The organism is Kineosporia sp. R_H_3, assembly GCF_002198675.1.
Taxonomy (GTDB): Bacteria; Actinomycetota; Actinomycetes; order Actinomycetales; family Kineosporiaceae; genus R-H-3.
Map to the genome: position 1 here is coordinate 20,120 of NZ_MWLL01000115.1, position 15,553 is coordinate 35,672.

The 15,553-nt window shown below is 73.4% G+C and carries 15 protein-coding genes and 1 pseudogene; 9 read left to right on the plus strand and 7 right to left on the minus strand.

Annotation, left to right across the window (positions count from 1 at the left end):
• Positions 1-91: 91 nt before the first annotated feature.
• A pseudogene (locus ECOMGDLI_RS36790) lies at positions 92-1,233 on the plus strand (right-handed parallel beta-helix repeat-containing protein); the annotation flags it as partial.
• Between the two features lie 664 nt (positions 1,234-1,897).
• Positions 1,898-2,539, plus strand: a complete 642-nt coding sequence (locus tag ECOMGDLI_RS35880; protein ID WP_233153409.1) for a DUF1349 domain-containing protein — start codon at positions 1,898-1,900, stop codon at positions 2,537-2,539.
• 18 nt (positions 2,540-2,557) lie between these two features.
• Here the strand turns inward: ECOMGDLI_RS35880 and greA are convergent, their stop codons facing one another.
• Entirely contained in the window at positions 2,558-3,049 is a 492-nt protein-coding gene (gene greA / locus ECOMGDLI_RS11165) for a transcription elongation factor GreA (protein ID WP_088316909.1), read from the minus strand.
• A 125-nt stretch (positions 3,050-3,174) separates the two neighbouring features.
• Complete coding sequence (locus ECOMGDLI_RS11170) at positions 3,175-3,588, minus strand: DUF4307 domain-containing protein (RefSeq protein WP_158220975.1); 414 nt, start codon at positions 3,586-3,588, stop codon at positions 3,175-3,177.
• Positions 3,589-3,726: 138 nt separating this feature from the next.
• Between ECOMGDLI_RS11170 and mca the strand changes: the two genes are divergently transcribed.
• The 3 genes from mca (at position 3,727) to ECOMGDLI_RS11185 (ending at position 6,012) form a co-directional block, all read left to right on the plus strand.
• A complete protein-coding gene (gene mca, locus ECOMGDLI_RS11175) occupies positions 3,727-4,605 on the plus strand; it encodes a mycothiol conjugate amidase Mca (protein ID WP_088316910.1) in 879 nt (292 codons plus the stop codon).
• Positions 4,605-4,925 carry a hypothetical protein gene (locus tag ECOMGDLI_RS11180; protein ID WP_088316911.1) on the plus strand — a complete coding sequence of 107 codons (321 nt, stop codon included), beginning with the start codon at positions 4,605-4,607 and terminating at the stop codon, positions 4,923-4,925. Before mca ends, ECOMGDLI_RS11180 begins: the two co-directional genes overlap by 1 nt.
• Positions 4,926-5,103: 178 nt before the next feature.
• Positions 5,104-6,012 (plus strand): patatin-like phospholipase family protein, encoded by a 909-nt coding sequence (locus tag ECOMGDLI_RS11185; protein WP_233153410.1) that lies wholly within the window; start codon positions 5,104-5,106, stop codon positions 6,010-6,012.
• 98 nt (positions 6,013-6,110) lie between these two features.
• On the opposite strand, the gene ECOMGDLI_RS34585 is transcribed toward ECOMGDLI_RS11185, so the two are convergent.
• A complete protein-coding gene (locus ECOMGDLI_RS34585; protein ID WP_088316913.1) occupies positions 6,111-7,247 on the minus strand; it encodes a methyl-accepting chemotaxis protein in 1,137 nt (378 codons plus the stop codon).
• A 260-nt stretch (positions 7,248-7,507) separates the two neighbouring features.
• Here ECOMGDLI_RS34585 and ECOMGDLI_RS11195 point away from each other — a divergent pair, with 260 nt between their 5' ends.
• From ECOMGDLI_RS11195 to ECOMGDLI_RS11210, 4 genes are all read left to right on the plus strand, one after another.
• A complete protein-coding gene (locus ECOMGDLI_RS11195; protein ID WP_088316914.1) occupies positions 7,508-8,251 on the plus strand; it encodes a DUF5995 family protein in 744 nt (247 codons plus the stop codon).
• A gap of 172 nt (positions 8,252-8,423) precedes the next feature.
• Positions 8,424-10,229 carry a choline dehydrogenase gene (betA, locus tag ECOMGDLI_RS11200; protein ID WP_088316915.1) on the plus strand — a complete coding sequence of 602 codons (1,806 nt, stop codon included), beginning with the start codon at positions 8,424-8,426 and terminating at the stop codon, positions 10,227-10,229.
• Positions 10,229-11,077, plus strand: coding sequence for a methylenetetrahydrofolate reductase (locus ECOMGDLI_RS11205; RefSeq protein WP_088316916.1), 849 nt, complete (start codon positions 10,229-10,231; stop codon positions 11,075-11,077). Before betA ends, ECOMGDLI_RS11205 begins: the two co-directional genes overlap by 1 nt.
• Before the next feature lie 13 nt (positions 11,078-11,090).
• Positions 11,091-11,696: an HAD family phosphatase gene (locus tag ECOMGDLI_RS11210; RefSeq protein WP_088316917.1), complete on the plus strand. Its 606-nt coding sequence runs from the start codon at positions 11,091-11,093 to the stop codon at positions 11,694-11,696.
• A gap of 15 nt (positions 11,697-11,711) precedes the next feature.
• Here ECOMGDLI_RS11210 and ECOMGDLI_RS11215 read toward each other — a convergent pair whose 3' ends face one another.
• The 4 genes from ECOMGDLI_RS11215 to ECOMGDLI_RS11230 all read right to left on the minus strand — a co-directional run.
• Positions 11,712-12,272, minus strand: coding sequence for a suppressor of fused domain protein (locus tag ECOMGDLI_RS11215; RefSeq protein WP_088316918.1), 561 nt, complete (start codon positions 12,270-12,272; stop codon positions 11,712-11,714).
• An 87-nt stretch (positions 12,273-12,359) separates the two neighbouring features.
• Positions 12,360-12,923 carry a DUF1697 domain-containing protein gene (locus ECOMGDLI_RS11220; protein WP_158220976.1) on the minus strand — a complete coding sequence of 188 codons (564 nt, stop codon included), beginning with the start codon at positions 12,921-12,923 and terminating at the stop codon, positions 12,360-12,362.
• A 75-nt stretch (positions 12,924-12,998) separates the two neighbouring features.
• Positions 12,999-13,511 (minus strand): DUF1638 domain-containing protein, encoded by a 513-nt coding sequence (locus ECOMGDLI_RS11225; protein WP_198954767.1) that lies wholly within the window; start codon positions 13,509-13,511, stop codon positions 12,999-13,001.
• Positions 13,512-13,611: 100 nt separating this feature from the next.
• Positions 13,612-15,553, minus strand: a 1,942-nt coding sequence (locus tag ECOMGDLI_RS11230) for an ASKHA domain-containing protein (protein ID WP_198954768.1), incomplete at its 5' end; no start/stop codon positions are given.

Sequence of the window (15,553 nt, forward strand, 5' to 3'; positions counted from 1 at the left end):
GGCCCGGGCGTTCGCCGCCGCCGTCGTCGTCGCGGTGGGGGCCTCCGCGGTCGTCGCCGTGGCGACGTCGACGTCGCAGGCAGCGCTCAACGGCAACGCCCTGTACGTCTCCCCGACCGGCAGCGCCGGTGCCGCCGGCACCGCCTCGGCCCCGACCACGCTCGCGGCGGCGATCTCGAAGATCACCCCGGGCGGCACGATCTACCTGCGGGGCGGCACCTACAAGCTCTCCTCGACGGTGACGATCCCCGCGGGCAACAACGGCACGTCGTCCGCGCGCAAGGAGCTCGCCGCGTACCCGGGGGAGGCCCCGGTCCTCAACTTCTCCGCCCAGAGCGAGGCCGCCTCCAACCGCGGTCTCGTGCTCGGCGGGAACTTCTGGCACCTCTACGGTCTCGTCGTGGAGCGGGCCGGTGACAACGGCATCTACGTCTCCGGCAGCAACAACGTCGTCGAGCGGACCGTGACGCGCTTCAACCGCGACACCGGTCTGCAGATCGGTCGGGCCGCGTCCACGACCCCGCGCTCGGGCTGGCCGGCGAACAACCTCATCGTCACCTCGGAGTCCCACGACAACAAGGACGCGCTCGGCGAGAACGCCGACGGGTTCGCCGCGAAGCTCACGGTCGGCCCCGGCAACGTCTTCCGCTCCACGGTCGCGCACCACAACGTCGACGACGGCTGGGACCTGTTCGCCAAGCCGGACACCGGCCCGATCGACCCGGTGACGATCGAGGACTCCCTCGCCTACTCCAACGGCACGCTGTCCGACGGCACGCAGCTGGCCAACGGCGACCGCAACGGCTTCAAGCTCGGCGGCTCGAAGATCGCGGTCAACCACGTGATCCGCCGGAGCATCGCCTACAAGAACGGGCAGCACGGGTTCACCTGGAACAGCAACCCGGGCCGGATCACGGTGTCCGACAACGTGAGCATCGACAACACCGAGCGCAACTTCGCGTTCGACGGCGGCGTCTCGGTGTTCCGCAACGACACGTCCTGCCGCAGCTCGGGCTCGACGGTCGACAAGACCTCGGGGGACGCCGACGCCTCGAACCAGTTCTGGAACGGCAGGAACGGCTCCCGCTGCAGCACGTACACCGGCGCCATGAAGTGGTCGTTCGCCGGCAGCGGCCAGCTCGTCGTGAGCTTCGGCGGCACGACGGTCGTCACGCCGAGGCCGACGTCGACGACGACCTCGGCCACCCCGACGGCGACGAGCACGTCGACGACNGTCGTGCTCGTCGCCGTCGCCGACGACGACCACGTCGACGACCACGACCACCGCCCCCGGCGGGACGCCGCTGTTCGCGGACGACTTCGCGGACGGCAACAGCAGCGGCTGGACGGCGGGCGCCGGCACCTGGGCGGTCAGCGCCGGGGCCCTGGCCCAGTCGGCCGCCGGGACGACCGCGGCGGTCGCCGGGTCGGCCGCCTGGACGGCGACCGACGTCCGGGTGACCGCGACGAACAAGGGCGTCACCGGCTCGGGCTCGGCGGTCTCGGTGCTCGCCCGGGCCCAGAGCGCGACGAGCTACTACGCCCTGGCCCTGCGCGACGCGAACGTCGTCGAGCTGCGCAAGGTCGTCGGCGGGAAGACCACGGTCCTCGCGTCGGCCCCGTACAAGGCCGCCACGAACAAGGCGTTCGCGCTCCGGCTCGTCGTCAAGGGCACGACGCTCACCGGCTCCGTCGGCGGCACCCAGCTCGTCAGCGCCACGGACGCCACGTTCACCGCCGGCCGGGTCGGTGTCGGCACGAGCAACGCGACGGCGTCCTTCGACGACGTGACGGTGACCGTCGCATAGCGGTCCGGCGCCCTCCCGAGGCGTCGGCCCGAGCGGCCCGGATCCCGTCCCCGAACGGGGTCCGGGCCGTTCCGCGTAGGGTGCCGGGCATGGATCTCACCGACGGCGCCCCGGCCTTCGACTGGCTTCCCGTCCCCGGCGCGCCGGCCGAGAGCACCTGGGAGGACGGCGTCCTCACGGTCACGGCCGGCCGGCTCACCGACTGGTTCGTCGACCCGTCCGGGGTGCACGCCGCGGCGGGCAACGCGCCGATCCTGCTCGCCCCGCTCGGCACGTCCGGCGACGGCGCCGCGGCCGGCCCGGGCCGGGCCTGCCTCACGGCGACGGCCGCCATGGACGGCGGCACGCAGTTCGACGCCGCCGCGCTCTACGTGTTCGTCGACGACCGGTCCTGGGCGAAGCTGGCGCTGGAGCGGAACCCGCTCGGCCAGGAGACGCTCGTGAGCGTCGTCACCGACGGCACCTCGGACGACTGCAACCACCGGGTCGTGGCCGGCCCGGTCCGGCTGCGGGTCTGCTCGGCGGGCGGCGGGGCCTTCGCGTTCCACGTCGAGCAGGACGGCCGCTGGGACCTGCTGCGCCTGTTCGGCCTCGGCGACGCGAAGGCCGAGCCGGACTCGGTCCGGCTCGGCCTCTCGGCGCAGTCCCCGCTCGGTGAGGGCTGCACCGCGTCGTTCCGTGGGATCTCCTGGTCGGCCGACGTCCCGGCCGACCTGCGCGACGGGAGCTGACCCGCCGCCGCGGGCCGCTCAGCCGCTGTAGGGCTTGGCGTCCTTGATGACGACCGGGATCTCGTTGCCGTTCGGCGCCGTGTAGGCGACCTTGTCGCCGATCTTCGCGCCGAGGATCGCCGAGCCGAGCGGGCTCTTCTCGCTGTAGACGTCGAGGTCGGTGTCACCGGCGACCTCGCGGCTGCCGAGGAGGAAGGTCGTCTCGTCGCCCGCGAGGTCGATGGTCACGACCATCCCGGGGGCGATGCCGTCGTCCGCGTTCTGGGGCGCGTCGCCCACCTTGGCGTTCTCGAGCAGGTGGCGCAGGACCCGGATCCGGGCCTCCTGCTTGCCCTGCTCCTCCTTGGCGGCGTGGTAGCCGCCGTTCTCGCGGAGGTCGCCCTCGAGGCGGGCCTCCTCGATCTTCTTGGCGATCTCGGTGCGGCCATCACCCGACATGTACTCGTACTCGGCCTTGAGGCGGTCGTAGGCCTCCTGCGTCAACCACTGGACGCTCGTCGTCTCGGTCACGATGCCTCCGTTCCACGTGCTGTCGGCCTGTGCCGCACGGCCGGGCCTGTTCCCGGCACGCGTCTGACCCGGCCCGCCGATGCGGACCCTCGGTCAGGTAGGTGAAGCGTCGAGCCTAGCAAGGCTCACCCGAGGGCGCAGGCCTTGACATTCCCGCTCACGGCGCGCTCGCTCGTGGGCACGACGGCGGTGACGGTCACCGCGCCGTCCTGCGCCGCGGGGATCCGGACGTCGGTGCGCCCGACCTCGGCGAACCCCACGTTGAGCGCGCGGACGGTGCACACCGCGGTCGCCGACGGGGCCTTCTGGACCTCGAACGTCACCCGGACCTCGGTGTCCGCGACGACCTCGTACCCGATGTCGAGGTAGTGCACCCCGGGGTTGCCCGGGCCGAAGGCGATGTAGGCGAACCAGCCGACGGCGAGCAGGAGGGCGGCCGCCGCGGCGCCGACGAGCGTGCGGCGGCTCGGCGGGCGCCGGACCGGGCCGTAGCGGCCCTCGGGGCGGCGCGGGCCGGCGGCCCCGTCGGCGAGCGTCACGTCGTCCTCCTCGTGCTCCGCCGGGCCGGTGTCGGACCGGCGGCGTAGCGTCGGGAATGATTGTCCCCCGGGGCGGCTTCGCCCTGGGAGGGGGGACCTCCCTCCGGGGGACCGACGAACGACCAGGGAGGCAGTGGCGTGGGCGAGGTGCTCCGGCTCATGGCCGTGCACGCGCATCCGGACGACGAGTCCAGCAAGGGTGCGGCGACGATGGCGCGGTACGTCGCGGAAGGCGTCGAGGTGCTCGTCGTGACGTGCACCGGCGGCGAGCGCGGCGACATCCTCAACCCGAAGCTCAAGGACGACCCGGACCTGCTCCGGGACATCGCCGAGTACCGCCGGGCCGAGATGGCCAACGCGGTCGCGGCGCTCGGGGTCCGGCACGAGTGGCTCGGCTTCGTGGACTCGGGGCTGCCCGAGGGCGACCCGCTGCCGCCGCTGCCCGAGGGCTGCTTCGCGCTCGAGCCGCTGCACGTCGCCGCGGCCCCGCTCGTGCGCCTCGTCCGTTCGTTCCGGCCGCACGTCATGACGACGTACGACGAGAACGGCGGCTATCCGCACCCGGACCACATCATGACCCACAAGGTGAGCATGGAGGCCTTCGAGGCGGCCGGCGACGACGAGCGCTACCCGGGCACCGGCGCCCCCTGGCAGCCGCTCAAGCTCTACTACGACCGCGGGTTCTCGCGCGCGAAGATCATCGGCTTCCACGAGGCGATGCTCGCGGCCGGTCTGGAGTCCCCGTTCGCGGAGTGGCTCGAGCGCTGGGAGGACCGCGAGGAGGTCACCATCACCACGCGCGTCGAGTGCGCCGACTTCTTCCCGGTGCGCGACAAGGCCCTGCTGGCCCACGCGACCCAGATCGACCCGGACGGCTGGTTCTTCTCCATCCCGTCGGAGATCCAGCGCAGCGTCTGGCCGACCGAGGACTTCCAGCTGGCCCGGTCCCACGTGCCGACCGAGACCCCCGAGGACGACCTCTTCGCAGGCGTCCGCGAGCGGGTCGAGGTGGCGTGATGGTGACGTCGTTGCACAGCGGCCTGCTCACCGGTCTCCACGGCGGCCTGCTCGCCGTCGACCCGGAGGGGCCCAACGCGGACAAGGTGTCGCCGGGCCTGCTCGGGTTCGTCACGGTGTTCTGCCTGGCGCTCGCGGTCGTCGTCCTCGTCCGGAGCATGGCCAAGCACCTGCGCAAGGTGCGGTACAGCCCCGATCCGGACGGCCGGATGTGGACGCCGCCCGGCACCGTCGGCCTGCCCTCGGCCGAGCAGCCCGCGGCGGCCGAGGCGCCCCCGACGGACGGCGGCCGCCCGCCGTCCGCGCCCGCCGCACCCTGACCGACCGCCGCACCCGCACCGCGGGCCGGGTCACCCGGCCGGCCGAAAGACCGGACGTACCTGCTCACCCTCGCGGCTCCTCCTGCCGATAGACCAGCAGCGCGTCGTCGCGGTGGGGTGCGGCCCGCCGCGACGACGCCAACTCATCTCGAGGGCGAGCGGAGGTCCGCCGGTGGCGATGTGGTCCACGGTGCGCGACAGCGTGCGTGTGGGCCGCCGTGCGCCGGCCCCGCCCGCGGCGCCCGTCGTCCGCAGGCACGTCGTCGTCCTGTCCGGCGGGGGCGCCCGGGGTGCCGCCCAGGCCGGCGCGCTCGCCGCGCTGCTGGGCGCCGGCATCGACCCCGTCGGCATCGTCGGCTGCTCCGTGGGGGCGCTCAACGGCGCGTTCCTCGCGGTCGACCCGACCCCCGCACGCGCCGAGGCGCTCGCCGCCCGCTGGTCGGGCCTGCACCGCCGGGACGTGTTCGGCGGCGGCCGGCTCTCGACCTGGCGCAACGTCGTCGCGCGCCGCCCGGCCCTGTTCTCCGAGGAGCCGCTGCGGCGCCTGCTCGCCGACTGGCTGCCCGTCGACGACTTCGACGACCTCGCGGTGCCGCTGCGCGTCGTCACGACGTCCCTGACGTCCGGCCGCGCCGTCTACCACGGCACCGGTCCGCTCACCGACGTCCTGCTCGCCTCGGCCGCCCTGCCCGGGCTCTTCCCGCCGGTCCACCTGCCCGCGGGCTACGACGACGACGGCACGGTGCGGACCGAGCAGCACGTCGACGGCGGGGTCACCGACCTCGTCCCCGTCGCGGGGGCGCTCGACCTCGCCCCGACCGACATCTGGCTCCTCGACGTCGCGGCCCACCCCGGGACGGGCGCGTGGCGCGTCCGCAGCGCGCTCGACGTCCTCGTCGCCTCGCTCGCGGCATCGATGCGCTGCCGGCCGCTGCCGCGGCTCGACGGCACGGTGTTGCACCACGTCGAGCTGGGAGCGGCCCCGGACGGCCCCGGCGGCCTCATGGACTTCACCCGCACCGCCGACCTCGTCGAGGCCGGCCGGACCGCCGGCGCGGCCGCCGCGCTGTCCGTCGTGGGCGTCTGAGGCACCCCCCCAAAGATCACCGTCCTCTGGCGCCCTACGCACCCCAAGAACGCTTCTTGGGGTGCGTAGGGCGCCAGAGGACGGGTGGGCGGCGCCGCTCAGCTGTCGAGGATGATCCGGTGCAGCATCTTCGTCTGCTCGCTGACCTCGCTGACCGCCTGCTCGATGTCACCGGACTGTGCCGCGGTGTCCCGCGCGCCGCTCGCGATGCCCTCGAGCGCACGGGCGATCTCGGTCGTCACGGCCGACTGCTCCTCGATCGCGGCGGCCACGGTGTTCTGGCTCTCGCTGATCGTGCCGATGAGGGACTCGATGTTCGTCAAGGCCTGGACGCCGAGGTCGGCCGCCCGCTGGATGGCGGCGATCCTGGCCTCGATGTCGCTGATGGACGCGGCCGTGGTGCCGGCGAGCTGCTTGACCTCGTCGGCGACGACGGCGAAGCCCTTGCCGGCCTCGCCCGCCCGGGCCGCCTCGATCGTCGCGTTGAGGGCGAGCATCTTCGTCTGCTCGGCGACGCCCGTGATGAGGCGCAGGAAGTCGCCGATCTCGGTGCTGGAGCGCTGCAGGTCCCGCAGCGTCGAGGCGCCCTCGTCGGTGGCCTGGACCGCGGCCCGGACCTGGGTCACGGCGTCCGAGGACGAGCGCGCGATCTCGGCGACGGCCGCGCGCAGCTCCTCGGTCGCGGCGGCCGCGGTGTCGGAGGCGCTCGAGGTCTCGGCGGCGACCTGGACGATGTGGCCGACGATCCCGCGGAGCCGTTCGGTGGCGCTGTCGACGTCGCCGATCGAGGTGTCGGCGCGGCCGTTGCGCTCGGAGACGTTGTCCCAGATGACGACGAACCCGTGGCGGGTGCCCTCGCCGTCCGTGACGGCGTTGATGAGCGTGCGCAGGGTGATCCCGCCGAAGCTGAAGACCGCCTCGCGGGGGAGCGCGGCGGGGTCGGCGAGGATCCGGTCGATCCGGGCCGGGTCCTTGTGGAAGCGGTGGATGGATCCGCCGAGGAGCTCCTCGATGGACATCCCGAAGGCCTGCCGGACGGCGGGGCCGAGCGCCCGCACCGTCTGCGCCGCCTTGCGGTTCATGTAGACGAGGTTGAGGGAGGTGTCCGCGATGAAGCAGTTCGCGTTGAGACTGTCCAGCGTCGCCTTGACCGGGTTCCTCGGGTCGTCGAGGTAGCCGGTGATCCCCGCGGCGGCACGCTTGCCGCCCCCGTTGAGCAGCTGGGTGATGGACATCTGCGCCTGGTCTCCTGACGGGAACGACGGGTGGGACGGCCTGACCCCGGGCGGAGCCCTGTCTCCGGGTCGAGAGGGACATCGACGTGCGACGCACGTCACTTGACGGTCGATCCCGGGCAGACTCCCTTGTTATCGGTACCGCACCCGGCCGTGCGGCGAGTCCGGCCCGGGCCCGCCGGGCGGCCCGACCGGACAGCACGCCGCCGGGGATGGTGTGATGGGCCGGACCTTGCGGTGCGGCCTGCTCGGGAGGTGCGGTGAGCGACACGGTCGACGCTGTCGTCGCGCGGATGCGCGAGCGGCTGTCGGTGCTCGAACGCGACCGGGACCCCGCGCGGTTCTTCCTCGCGACCTACCTGCGCACGACGCAGGCGGTCGCGGACGCCGTCGACGACGGCCGCTTCGAGGACGCGCCGTGGGTGGAGTGGTGGGACGTCGTCTTCGCCGAGCTGTACCTGGACGCCCTCGACGCGCACCGGATCGACCCGAAGGCCGCGCCCCGGCCGTGGCGGATCGCCTTCGGGGCCGCCCGCGACGCCCCGCCGGTGCTGCACGTGCTGCTCGGGATGAACGCCCACATCAACTACGACCTGCCGCAGTCGCTCGTCGGGGTCATCTCGCCGACCCAGTTCGGCGACCCCGGCCTGATCGCCCGGCGCGAGCGGGACCACGCGCGGATCGACGACGTGCTCGCCCGCCGGGTGTCCGCCGAGGACGGCGAGCTGCGCCGCGTCTCCGGCCCGCGGCGCGTGGTCGACCGGGCGATGACCCCGCTGAACCGCCGGATGACGACGAGGTTCCTGCGCGAGTCCCGGGCGAAGGTCTGGCTCAACACCCAGGCGCTCCACGAGGCCCGGGTCGCCGGCGACGACGTCTACCGCCGCCGCCTGGCCGAGCTGGAGGTGCTCTCCTCGGCGCGCGTCCGGGACCTCACGACCCCCGGTCCGGTGCTCGTGCGCCTCGGCGTCCGCGGCTTCGGCGTCGTCCTCCCGCCGCCCTGACGACACGCTCCTCGCGCCGCGGCCCACATGATGGTGCCGCTGTTGCGTATCGCGCACATCGTTCCGTATAGCGCGTCGCTCGGATACGATCGCCGGAACCTGGGGGGACTCGTCGGGGCGGCGTCGCTGCCGTTCCATCAGGCGTTTCCGTGCGGCGAAGGGATCGTCGAGCGTGTCCGGTCAGCGGTACGACGTCATCGTGGTCGGTGGTGGATCGGCGGGCTGCGCGCTCGCCAACCGGCTCTCGGCGGACGGCACCACGAAGGTGCTCGTCCTCGAGGCGGGGCGCAGCGACTACCCGTGGGACGTGTTCATCCACATGCCCGCGGCGCTGCCGTTCCCGATCGGCAGCCGGTTCTACGACTGGCAGTACGAGTCCGAGCCCGAGCCCTTCATGCACGACCGCCGGATCTACCACGCCCGCGGCAAGGTGCTCGGCGGCAGCAGCAGCATCAACGGGATGATCTTCCAGCGCGGCAACCCGATGGACTACGAGCGCTGGGCCGCCGACCCGGGGATGCAGACCTGGGACTTCGCGCACTGCCTGCCGTACTTCAAGCGCATGGAGAACTGCCTCGCGACCGGCCCGGAGGACGTGTGGCGCGGTCACTCGGGCCCGCTCGTCCTCGAGCGCGGCCCGGCGACGAACCCGCTCTTCGGGGCCTTCCTCGAGGCCGTCCAGCAGGCCGGCTACCCGCTGACGGACGACGTCAACGGGTACCGCCAGGAGGGCTTCTCGGCGTTCGACCGCAACGTCCACCGCGGCCGCCGGCTCTCCGCGGCCCGCGCCTACCTGCACCCGGTCAAGGGTCGCGGCAACCTCGAGGTCCGCACCCGGGCGTTCGTCACCAAGGTGCTGTTCCGCGGCAAGAAGGCGATCGGCGTCGAGGTCGCGAAGGCACCGCTGTGGGGCGGCGCCCCCAGTCGCTACTCCGCCGGCTCCGTCGAGCGCATCGAGGCGGGCGAGGTGATCCTCGCCGGCGGCGCGATCAACTCCCCGCAGCTGCTCCAGGTCTCCGGCATCGGCAACTCCGAGCACCTGCGCCCGCTCGGCGTCGAGATGGTCCACCACCTGCCCGGCGTCGGTGAGCACCTCCAGGACCACCTCGAGGTCTACATCCAGCACACCGCGACGCAGCCGGTGACGATGCAGCCCTACCTCAAGCACCGGTACAAGCCGCTCATCGGGGCGCAGTGGCTCTTCCTGCGCAGCGGCCCCGGGGCGACGAACCACTTCGAGGCCGGCGGCTTCATCCGTAGCAACGAGGACGTCGAGTACCCGAACCTCATGTACCACTTCCTGCCGATCGCGGTCCGGTACGACGGGACGGCGCCCGCGGGCGGCCACGGCTACCAGGTGCACGTCGGGCCGATGTACTCCGACGCCCGGGGCCACCTGCGGATCAGGAGCGCGGACCCGACGGTCAAGCCGTCGATGCTCTTCAACTACCTGTCGACCGACCAGGACCGCCGGGAGTGGGTCGAGGCGGTCCGCCGGACCCGCGAGATCCTCGGCCAGGCGGCGATGGCGCCCTTCGACGGCGGCGAGATCTCGCCCGGGGCACAGGTGGAGACCGACGAGCAGATCCTCGACTGGGTCGGTCACGAGGGCGAGACCGCGCTGCACCCGTCGTGCACCGCCCGGATGGGCGTCGACGAGGAGTCCGTCGTCGACCCGCTGACGATGCGGGTGCACGGCGTCGAAGGGCTGCGCGTCGTCGACGCCTCCGTGATGCCGTACGTGACGAACGGCAACATCTACGCGCCCGTCATGATGCTCGCCGAGAAGGCCGCCGACCTCGTGCTCGGCAACACCCCGCTCGAGGCGATCACCGAGCCGTTCTACCGGCACCGCCCCGCCGGCCCGGTCGGCGAGCACTACCCGCCCGTCCGCACCGGTGCCCCCTCGTCCGACGGTCTGTCCGACGGTCTCTCCGACGGCACCGACCCCGACCCGACCCGGCAGGTGAGCGCCTGATGGCCAGGACCGAGACCCTCACCCGCGGGACCGCCGCGGAGCGTCTGCTGCGCAACGCGCGGTACGAGGTGCTGCCGACGAAGACGATCGAGGAGAAGGTGCTCGCGGCCGTCCCCAAGGACGTCGCGCTCACCGTGACCGCCTCGCCGGCCAAGGGCATCGAGCAGACCGTCGACCTCGCCGAGCGCTTCGCCGGTCACGGGTACAGGGTCGTCCCGCACCTGTCGGCACGGCTCATCAGGGACGGCGCGCACCTCGCCGACCTCGTCGCGCGCTGCACGGCCGCCGGCATCACCGCCGTCTTCGTGCCGGCAGGGGACGCCGACCCGCCCGCGGGCGAGTACGACGCCGCGCTGCCGGCGCTCGCCGAGCTGAGCCGGATGGGCAGCCCGTTCTCCACCGTGGGCATCACCGGCTACCCGGAGAGCCACCCGTCGATCGACGACGACGTCACCGTGCAGGCCATGTGGGACAAGCGCTCCCACGCGACGGAGATCGTCAGCAACCTCTGCTTCGACCCCTCCGCGATCGCCGGCTGGGTCAAGCGCGTGCGCCGGCGCGGCGTCACCCTGCCGATCCAGGTCGGCATCGCCGGGCCGGTCGAGGCGACCAAGCTGCTCTCGATGGCGACGAAGGTCGGGGTCGGGGAGTCGACGCGGTTCCTCACGAAGCACGCCGGCTGGTTCGCGCGGCTCGCCAACCCCGGCTACACCCCCGAGCGGCTGCTCAACCGCCTCGCCAAGGAGGTCGGCGACCCGGAGTGGGGGCTCGCCGGCCTGCACGTCTTCACCTTCAACCAGGTCGCCGAGACCGAGGCCTGGCGGCGGCGGCTGCTCGGCGAGGGCTGAGGTCCGCGGTCCGGTGCACCTCGTCTTCGACCTCGGCGGGGTCCTGCTGCGCTGGCGCCCGCTCGAGCTGGTCCGCCGGGCGCTGCCGCACCGGGCTGACGACGCGGAGCGGCTCGCCCGCAGCATCTTCGGCCACCCGGGCGGCGAGTGGTCCCGGTTCGACCGCGGCCTGCTCGACGCCGACGGGGTCGTCGCCGGGATCGCCGTGCGCACCGACCTCACGCCGGACGACCTGCGCGCCGTCCTCGCCCAGGTGCCGTCCGAGCTGGTGCCGGTGCCCTCGAGCGTCGCCCTGCTGGAGCGGCTGCACGACGGCGGGACGCCGATGTTCTACCTGTCGAACATGCCCGCGCCGCACGCCGACCGGCTCGAGGCCGAGCACGCGTTCTTCGGCCTCTTCGCCGACGGGGTCTTCTCCGGCCGGGTGCACCTCGCCAAGCCGGACCCGGCGATCTTCGAGGTCGCGCAGGAGCGGTTCGGCGTGCCCGCGGGCGACCTGCTCTTCCTCGACGACCACGCACCGAACGTCGACGCGGCCCGGTCCGCGGGCTGGCACGCGCTGCTCTTCACGGACGCCGCGGCGTGCGAGGCGGAGCTGGCGGTGCGCGGGCTGCTCTGAGCGCCGCGGCACGTCTCACGACGCCGGATCGGGTCTGCGCCCCGGGTCCCAGAAGGCCGTGCCGGCGCTCTGCCAGCGGCGGATCAAGGCATCCGCGCCGTGGGCGACCTTGAACCGACGCTCTGACTCGAACAGAGGTATCGCCTGCAGGAACTCGACGTGCACCCCGCTCGGCAGGGACGCGGGAGCCAGGATCTCTCCCACCTGCCGCATGACCAGGAAGGAGCTCATCTCGGTGCCCGGCCACAACGGGCCGTCGCACGGCACCGAATCGCCATGATCGACGGCCACGCGTTCACGGACGGAGTAGAGCCCGAGTGCCGCGAGGGCGGACGCGACGTCGTCCTCGCCCGGCCGGAGGCCGACGAAGAACTCGTTCCTGTGCCCGAGGCCGCCGGCCGGGAGATCCTGTGCGCTCGCCCCCAGCGTCGCGTAGAGATCGACGCCCTGGTCGTTCGCCGCAGCATCCCACTTGCAGATCTCCATCTCGGCGTCAGGGGCACGGAAGATCGCGTGCCTTGACGGCTCTCCCCACCGCCGTACGTAGAGCTCACGAACAGCAGCGAGCACCTCCACAGAGCCCTCCCTCCGGCCGACCGGGTCCGACGGTCACCCGCCTGCCGCCCCGCACCGCACCACACACAGGAGCGGGACCGACTCGGATCAGGCGTCGACGAGTGCCAGCAGCGCGACGACGGTCGACCAGTTGCGGGCCGTCGCGACGATCTTCGTCCTCGGCAGCACCTTCGTCAGCGGTGAGTCGATGCTGCGGCCGCTGCGGAACGCGAGGTAGAGGGTGTGGTCGCCGACCGCCATCTCGTCGTCGCCGTGCCGCAGGCCGACCGTGGCGTCGAGCGCGGCGGCGTCGGGTGCGGTCTCGCAGAACATGACGTGCAGCTGCTTGGGGGTCGCGGTGAGGTCGGGGAAGGGGTTCGCCGCCGCGACCGCACGCAGGTGGTCGGCGGTGACGACGAGGACCCGGGCCTGAACACCGCTGCGGGTGAGCAGCGCCTGCTCGGCGGCCGTGCCGAGCGCGGCGAGAGCGGCCGGCGTCCCGGCGGCCCGCGCGGGGACGTCCATGACCGCGTTGCCGCTGCGCAGGTAGGTGCGGACGCCGGTACCGCCGACGTCCTCCAGGGCGGTCGTGAGGTCCGCCATCCGCACCTGCTTCGCCGTCCCGACGTTGATGCCACGGACGAGGACGACGACGCGTACGGCTCGGCTCACCGGGCCAGGGTGCCACGCGTGCGGGGTGCGCGGGCCCGGTCTGCGCGCCCGGTCTGCGGGCACAGCGGCGCGGAGTCAGCCCGTGACGAGCCGCTCCAGCTCGGACTCGAGCCCGCCCTCGCCGACGTCGACCCGTTCCAGCGGCAGCCGCAGCACGGCGGCGGCGTCCGCGGCGGCCGCCTCGAGCGCAGGCGTCGGGTGCTGCGCGAGCCACACGACGCGGCGGTAGTGCCGGAAGTAGTCCTCGTGCAGCTCGGGGTACCGGTCCAGGCCCAGCTCGACGACGACGCTGCGGCGGAAGGACGCCGCGAGGAAGTCGGTGAGCACGTACGTCCCGGCCTCGGCCTCGAAGAGCTCCTTGAGCCGCTGGACGCCCGCGTAGACGTCGTAGCAGTGGTCCCCGGCGAGCCGGGCGACCCCGTGCCGCGCGAGGACCTCGTCGAGGGCCCCGTACGTGCCGCAGTCGGCGTACGCGACCGCGAGCCGGGCGTACCGCGGCCGGTGCGCCGCGAGTCCGGCGAGCGCCTCCTCGACGGCCGCGGCGATCCGGTCCGGGTGGTTGTGCAGCAGCGGCGGCAGCGGGTGCACGTCGACGGGCCAGCCGCGCCGGGCGGCGACCCGCCCGATCGTCAGCGACAGCGCGCCGCAGGCGACGACGCCGACGCGCGGCCCGTCGTCCGCGACCTCGTCAGACCGGGAACGACAGCTGCTCGACGAAGAGGTCGTTGAAGTCGGTGCGGTCGGAGAGCTCGACGTAGCGCACCTCCTCGAGCAGGGTCTGCGCGCCCTGGCGCTCGCGGACCGAGAGCAGGGTCATCTTCGCGCCCTCGCCGGCGACGTTGCCGGCGCTGACGATCCGCAGCAGGGGCACCTTGGGGACCAGACCGATCCGGACGGCGCTCGCGGGGGACAGGTACGACCCGAACGAGCCGGCGAGGAGCACCTGCTGGATGTCGGCGACGTCGGCGCCGATCTCCTCGACGAGGAGCTTCCAGCCCGTCGCGATGGCGGCCTTGGCGAACTGCAGCTCGCGGACGTCGCGCTGCGACAGGTAGATCGCCTCGTCGACGTCGCCGACCTCGCCCTTCCAGTGCAGGACGAAGACGCGCTCCTTGCCGACGGTGAGGAGCCGGTCGGCCAGCCCGGGGTGCTTCTCGCGGGCGACCTCGTCGGCGACGAGCCGCCCCGAGGTGTCGAGGATGCCGACGGCGGCGAGCTCGGCGACCGCGTCGACGAGGCCGGAGCCGCACAGGCCCATCGGGGCGACGTCCCCGATGACCTGGAGCTGGACGTCGTCGTCGCTGATCTTCACGACCTCGATCGCGCCGTCCGCGGCCCGCATGCCGCAGCGGATCGACGCGCCCTCGAAGGCGGGCCCGGCCGGGGCCGCGGTCGAGACGAGGCGGCTCGCGTCGCCGAGGACGATCTCGCAGTTCGTGCCGACGTCGATGAACAGGCGCAGCCGCTTGTCCCGGTCCATGCCGCTGGCGAGCATGCCCGCGACGATGTCGCCGCCGACGTACGCGCCGAGCGAGGGGAAGACGTAGGCCCGGGCCCGCGGGTGCAGGGTGAGGCCGAGGTCGGCGGCGAGCACGTCGGGGAAGCCGCTCGCGGTCATGACGAACGGGGCGACACCGAGCGGCTCGGGGTCGATCCCGAGGGCCAGCGCCGTCATCGTCGCGTTGCCGGCCAGGGCGACCTCGTAGACGTGCCGCGGGGCGACGCCGGCCTCGGCGCAGACCTCGTCGGCGAGCTCGGCAAGGGTGGCGTGCGCGGCGTCCCGGAGCCGGCCGAGGGCGTCGGGGTCGAGCATCGTCGCGCTGATCCGGCTGATGACGTCCCCGCCGAACGGCTGCTGCTTGTTGAGCATCGAGCGGACGGCGGACGGCGTCCCGGTGGAGAGGTCGAGCAGCGTCGCGACGACCGTCGTCGTGCCGAGGTCGAACGCGATCGCGTAGCGCTGCTCGGTCGTGTCGCCGCCCTCGACGTCCACGAGGACGTCGTCGACGATCACCGCGGTCACGGTGAAGTCGTTGTCCCGCAGCGCCTTCGGCAGGCTGCGCAGGGCGTGCAGGTCGACCCGCAGCTCGAGGTCGTCGATCTGCGCGAGGAGCCGGTCGAGGTCGGGGGCCTGGTCGGCGAGCGTCGGCTCGGCGAGGGTGACGCAGCGCTTCTGGACGGCGGGCCGCAGGATGACCTGCCGGCCGACGCCGACGGTGGCCGCCTTCGGCCGGGTGAGCAGCGGCGGCACCTCGACGCGCAGGTCGCGGTTCGCCTGGGCCAGGCAGGCCAGCCGCCAGCCCTGCCGCAGCTGCTCGGTGGAGAACGCCCGCGGGTCGAGGCGCGCGACCGGGACGTCGCCCTCGACGACGCGGATCTTGCACTTGCGGCACGTGCCGTGGCCGCCGCACGTGGAGTCGATCGCGATGCCGTTCCAGGACGCGGCGTCGAACACCGTGACGCCGGGCGGCACCCGGACGTCGCGCTCGGCCGCGAGGTTCTTCTGGTCGGCCTCGCCGGGGACGAACGCGATCCGCACCCGGCCGACGCCCTCGGGGGCCGAGGGCGCCGGGGGTGCCGGGTGCTCGCCGAGCAGGCCTTCGCGCAGGTACGCCTCGCGGGGGGCGGGG

Excerpts from the sequence above, each read along its gene's own strand:
- ECOMGDLI_RS11180 (WP_088316911.1), top strand. The coding sequence starts at position 4,605 with ATGGTGACGTCGTTGCACAGCGGCCTGCTCACCGGTCTCCACGGCGGC.
- ECOMGDLI_RS34585 (WP_088316913.1), bottom strand. The coding sequence starts at position 7,247 with ATGTCCATCACCCAGCTGCTCAACGGGGGCGGCAAGCGTGCCGCCGCG.
- ECOMGDLI_RS35880 (WP_233153409.1), top strand. The coding sequence starts at position 1,898 with ATGGATCTCACCGACGGCGCCCCGGCCTTCGACTGGCTTCCCGTCCCC.
- ECOMGDLI_RS11205 (WP_088316916.1), top strand. The coding sequence starts at position 10,229 with ATGGCCAGGACCGAGACCCTCACCCGCGGGACCGCCGCGGAGCGTCTG.
- ECOMGDLI_RS11185 (WP_233153410.1), top strand. The coding sequence starts at position 5,104 with ATGTGGTCCACGGTGCGCGACAGCGTGCGTGTGGGCCGCCGTGCGCCG.